The 3,390-nt window shown below is 72.0% G+C and carries 5 protein-coding genes; 1 reads left to right on the top strand and 4 read right to left on the bottom strand.

Going from position 1 to position 3,390, the window contains the following annotated elements:
• Positions 1 to 48: 48 nt before the first annotated feature.
• A complete protein-coding gene (locus tag GH736_RS19480; RefSeq protein ID WP_159606294.1) occupies positions 49 to 516 on the bottom strand; it encodes a 4-hydroxy-tetrahydrodipicolinate reductase in 468 nt (155 codons plus the stop codon).
• 63 nt (positions 517 to 579) lie between these two features.
• Between GH736_RS19480 and GH736_RS19475 the strand changes: the two genes are divergently transcribed.
• Positions 580 to 1,059, top strand: a complete 480-nt coding sequence (locus tag GH736_RS19475; RefSeq protein ID WP_159606292.1) for a GNAT family N-acetyltransferase — start codon at positions 580 to 582, stop codon at positions 1,057 to 1,059.
• 7 nt (positions 1,060 to 1,066) lie between these two features.
• Here GH736_RS19475 and GH736_RS19470 read toward each other — a convergent pair whose 3' ends face one another.
• From GH736_RS19470 to GH736_RS19460, 3 genes are all read right to left on the bottom strand, one after another.
• The gene (locus GH736_RS19470) at positions 1,067 to 1,669 is read right to left on the bottom strand and encodes a histidine phosphatase family protein (RefSeq protein ID WP_159606290.1); all 603 of its coding nucleotides are present in this window, start codon (positions 1,667 to 1,669) and stop codon (positions 1,067 to 1,069) included.
• 41 nt (positions 1,670 to 1,710) lie between these two features.
• The gene (locus GH736_RS19465) at positions 1,711 to 3,096 is read right to left on the bottom strand and encodes a M16 family metallopeptidase (protein ID WP_159606289.1); all 1,386 of its coding nucleotides are present in this window, start codon (positions 3,094 to 3,096) and stop codon (positions 1,711 to 1,713) included.
• Positions 3,097 to 3,191: 95 nt separating this feature from the next.
• A partial coding sequence (locus GH736_RS19460; RefSeq protein ID WP_162529582.1) for an aldo/keto reductase occupies positions 3,192 to 3,390 on the bottom strand: 199 nt, incomplete at its 5' end.

The raw sequence follows: 3,390 nt of genomic DNA, 5'->3' as shown, positions 1-3,390 counted from the left end.
CGGCTTGGTGATGCGGCGGGTGAGGGTGGGGACAGCGGCGGTCATGGGTCAGGCTCCGATCAGGTTGGGGAGGATGGGGACGACGCGGGCTGCGACGTCGGGGTTGTGGGCTCCGGGGTGGGAGTCGACGATCTCGATCGAGTCGAAGAAGCGGGCGGCGAGGGCGGAGAAGGCGGTGCCGAGGACACTGCCGATGGAGAAGTTCGGGATGAAGAGCACGGCGCCCGCGTCGTCGTGGCCGCGTACGAACCGGGCGATCTCGGCGATGCGGTCGCTCGACCAGCCCGACGTGCCGACCACGATGGGGATGCCGGCGCCGGTCGCGAACTCGACGATCGCCGCGCTGGCGGCGGGGTGCGTGACGTCGAGCGCCACGTCGGCGCCGAGCATCTCGTCGAGGTTCGACCGCGAATCGAGCGCGGCGTGCAGTTCGAGGTCGTCGGATGCCTCGATCAGCTCGATCGCCAGACGCCCCATCTTGCCCGTGGCTCCGGCCACGGCGACCCGTATCGTCACCGCTTCACCCTACCAATCGCCTGGCGACGGGGGTCGCGTCGAGCCGCGTCTAGGCTGGACGGCATGCGGTTCCGAGCGGTCGATGTCACGGGCGCCGAGGCGCTCGCCCAGCTGGATGCCTACTTCACGGAGCGCGCCGCGGGCTTCCCCGCCGAGCAGGGCGAGTACCGTCCGACCTACCCGGTCGCCGAGCAGTTCACCCCGCCCGCCGGCGAGTTCCTCGTCGTGGAGGACGAGCAGGGCGCGGTGATCGGATGCGGCGGCGTGCGGCGCATCGACTCGCGCCCGGGATCGGTCGAGCCCCGCTTCGAGGTGAAGCACCTGTGGCTCGCGCCCGAAGCGCGCGGACGCGGAGCGGGCCGGCGTCTCCTCGGCGAGCTCGAGCGCCGAGCGTCGGCGTTCGGTGCGCGTGAACTGGTGCTCGACACGAACGCGAGCCTCGAGGCGGCGGGGGGCCTGTACCGGTCGAGCGGCTACGCCGAGGTCGAGCCGTACAACGCCAACCCGAACGCGACGCACTGGTACGGCAAGCGCGTCGGCTGACGCGCGCTCAGAGCGCGTACGGCTCGGGGAGCCCGGTGCGCAGCTCGAACGGCAGGTGGGCGAGGTCGTTGTGCACCAGGAGGCTCCACGGGCGACCCGACTTCTGCGTGAGCACGGTGAGCCCGCAGTTCGCCTGGTGGATCGACAGCCACCGCCACTCGGGTGCACCGAGCGCCTCGCGCACGAGCCAGGCGATCACGAAGTTGTGCGTGATGAGGAGATCATGCCGGTCCTCGCGGTGCGAGCGGAGGAACTCCGCACCGGCATCCGCCATCTGGGCGCTGCCCGCCTCGATCTCCGCCTCGGTCACCGAGCCGAAGAACGGCTCGTACACCTTGGGCGTCTCGGGCGCGGGGCCCGACGGGATGCAGTCGAACAGCAGCGCCGAGGGCTCGGGCTTCAGCGCAGGCATCTTCGCCGCGATGATCTCGGCCGTCTCGGTGGCGCGCTGCAGCGGCGAGTGCCATGCGCTGTCGAACGGCACGCCGCCGAGCCGCTCGCCGAGCAGTTGCGCCTGTCGTCGCCCGCGAGGGGAGAGCGGACCGTCGGGCATGCCGTGCTCGGCGTCGAGCTGCTCGCCGTGGCGGACGAGGTAGAGATGGTGGGGCACTGTTCCGCTTTCGTCGGTGCTGGTCTGGAGGGATCGGGACGTCAGGCGACGTCGGAGCTGGGCGCGAGGTCGTCGACGGTGCCGCGGAACGCCGACTCGTCGGCCGCGCCGACGGCCACCAGCGAGAACGGCCGGGCGGCGAGGTCGGCGGCGAGCTCCTGCACGTCGTCGGCGGTGACGAGGGCGATGCGCCGCAGCGCCTCGTCGAGGTCGATGAACTCGCCGAGTGTCAGCTCGGCTCGGCCGAGCCGCGACATCCGGGTGTCCGAGTCCTCGAGCGCGAGCGCCGACGCGCCGCTCAGCTGACCGGCGGCACGTCGGAGTTCGTCGGCCGTGACGCCGTGCTCGGCCACCCGCTCGAGCTCGGTGCGCATCAGCGCGGCGACGGTGCCGGCCTTCGCCGGCGCGCAGCCGGCGTACATGCCGAAGAGGCCGGCGTCGGAGTATCCCGGCGCGAACGAGTACACGGCGTACGCGAGGCCTCGGCGCTCGCGCACCTGCTGGAACAGGCGCGACGACATGCCGGACCCGAAGATCGCGTTGAGCACGCTCATGGTCGAGCGGCGCTCGTCGGTCGCGACGAGCCCGGGCACCCCGAGGAGCAGGTTGACCTGCTCGGTGGGCCGGGGCACGACCGTGAGCGCGGTTCCTGGCGCGAGCACCGCGGGCGCGATGCTCCGCCGCTCCACCGGTGCGCCTTCGGCGGTGAGGTCCCAGCCGTGTCGTGTCAGCGCGGCCTGCAGCTCGGCGACGAGCGCGTCGTGGTCGACGGCGCCGGCCACGGTGACGACCAGGTCTTGCGGGCGGTAGTTCGCCCGGTAGTGCTCCCAGACCGCCTCGCGCGCCGCCGCGCGGATGGTCTCAGGGCTGCCGCCGATGGGGCGGCCGAGCGGATGCTCCCCGAGCACGGCCTCGAAGAAGCGCTCGTTCGCGACATCACCCGGATCGTCGCCCGCCATCGAGAGCTCCTCGAGGATGACGCCGCGCTCGTTGTCGAACTCGACCGGATCGAGCAGGGACGACGTGAACATGTCGGCCAGCACCTGTAGCGCCATCGGCAGGTCGCGGTCCTGCACCTTGGCGTAGTAGCAGGTGTACTCCTTCGCCGTGAGGGCGTTGTGCTCGCCGCCGACGGCATCGAAGGAGATCGCGATGTCGAGGGCCGTGCGGCTCGTGGTGCCCTTGAAGAGCAGGTGCTCGAGGAAGTGCGTCGACCCGTAGGTGGCCGGGTGCGCGGCATCCGCCTGCTGCTCGTCTCGCGAGCCCACCGCCACCCAGAAGCCGATGGTGACGCTGCGGCTGCCCGGCACCTGTTCGCTGAGCACCCGAACCCCCGACGGGAGCACGCTACGCCGAACTCGCGCGTCGCCTGCGGCCGTGAAGGAGAGTTCGGCCTGGCCGAGTGGGAGGTCGACAGCGCCGTTCATCCCGTCCAGCCTATGGCACCCGGACACCGTGCGGTCGGATGCGTCGGCGGGCGCGGCGGCCACCTCGACCGACGGCCCCGGGCGGTCGTGCCGCGCTACGCCGACGCGCGATCGAGCTCGACGAGCTCGGAACGGTGCAGTTCCACGGATGCCGCGGCCATGAGCGCCTCGACCTGGTCGGGCTTCGTCGCGCTGACCACCGGCGCCGCCACGGTGGGCTTGGCCAGCAGCCACGCCAGCGCGATGGTCGCGGGCTGCACGCCGTGCGCGAACGCGATCTCGTCGAGCGCGGTG

The organism is Agromyces humi, assembly GCF_009720255.1.
Lineage (GTDB): Bacteria > Actinomycetota > Actinomycetes > Actinomycetales > Microbacteriaceae > Agromyces > Agromyces humi.
The sequence above is the reverse complement of the archived record's forward strand: the minus strand, read 5'-3'. Positions and strand labels throughout refer to the sequence as shown.

Excerpts from the sequence above, each read along its gene's own strand:
- GH736_RS19475 (WP_159606292.1), top strand. The coding sequence starts at position 580 with ATGCGGTTCCGAGCGGTCGATGTCACGGGCGCCGAGGCGCTCGCCCAG.
- GH736_RS19465 (WP_159606289.1), bottom strand. The coding sequence starts at position 3,096 with ATGAACGGCGCTGTCGACCTCCCACTCGGCCAGGCCGAACTCTCCTTC.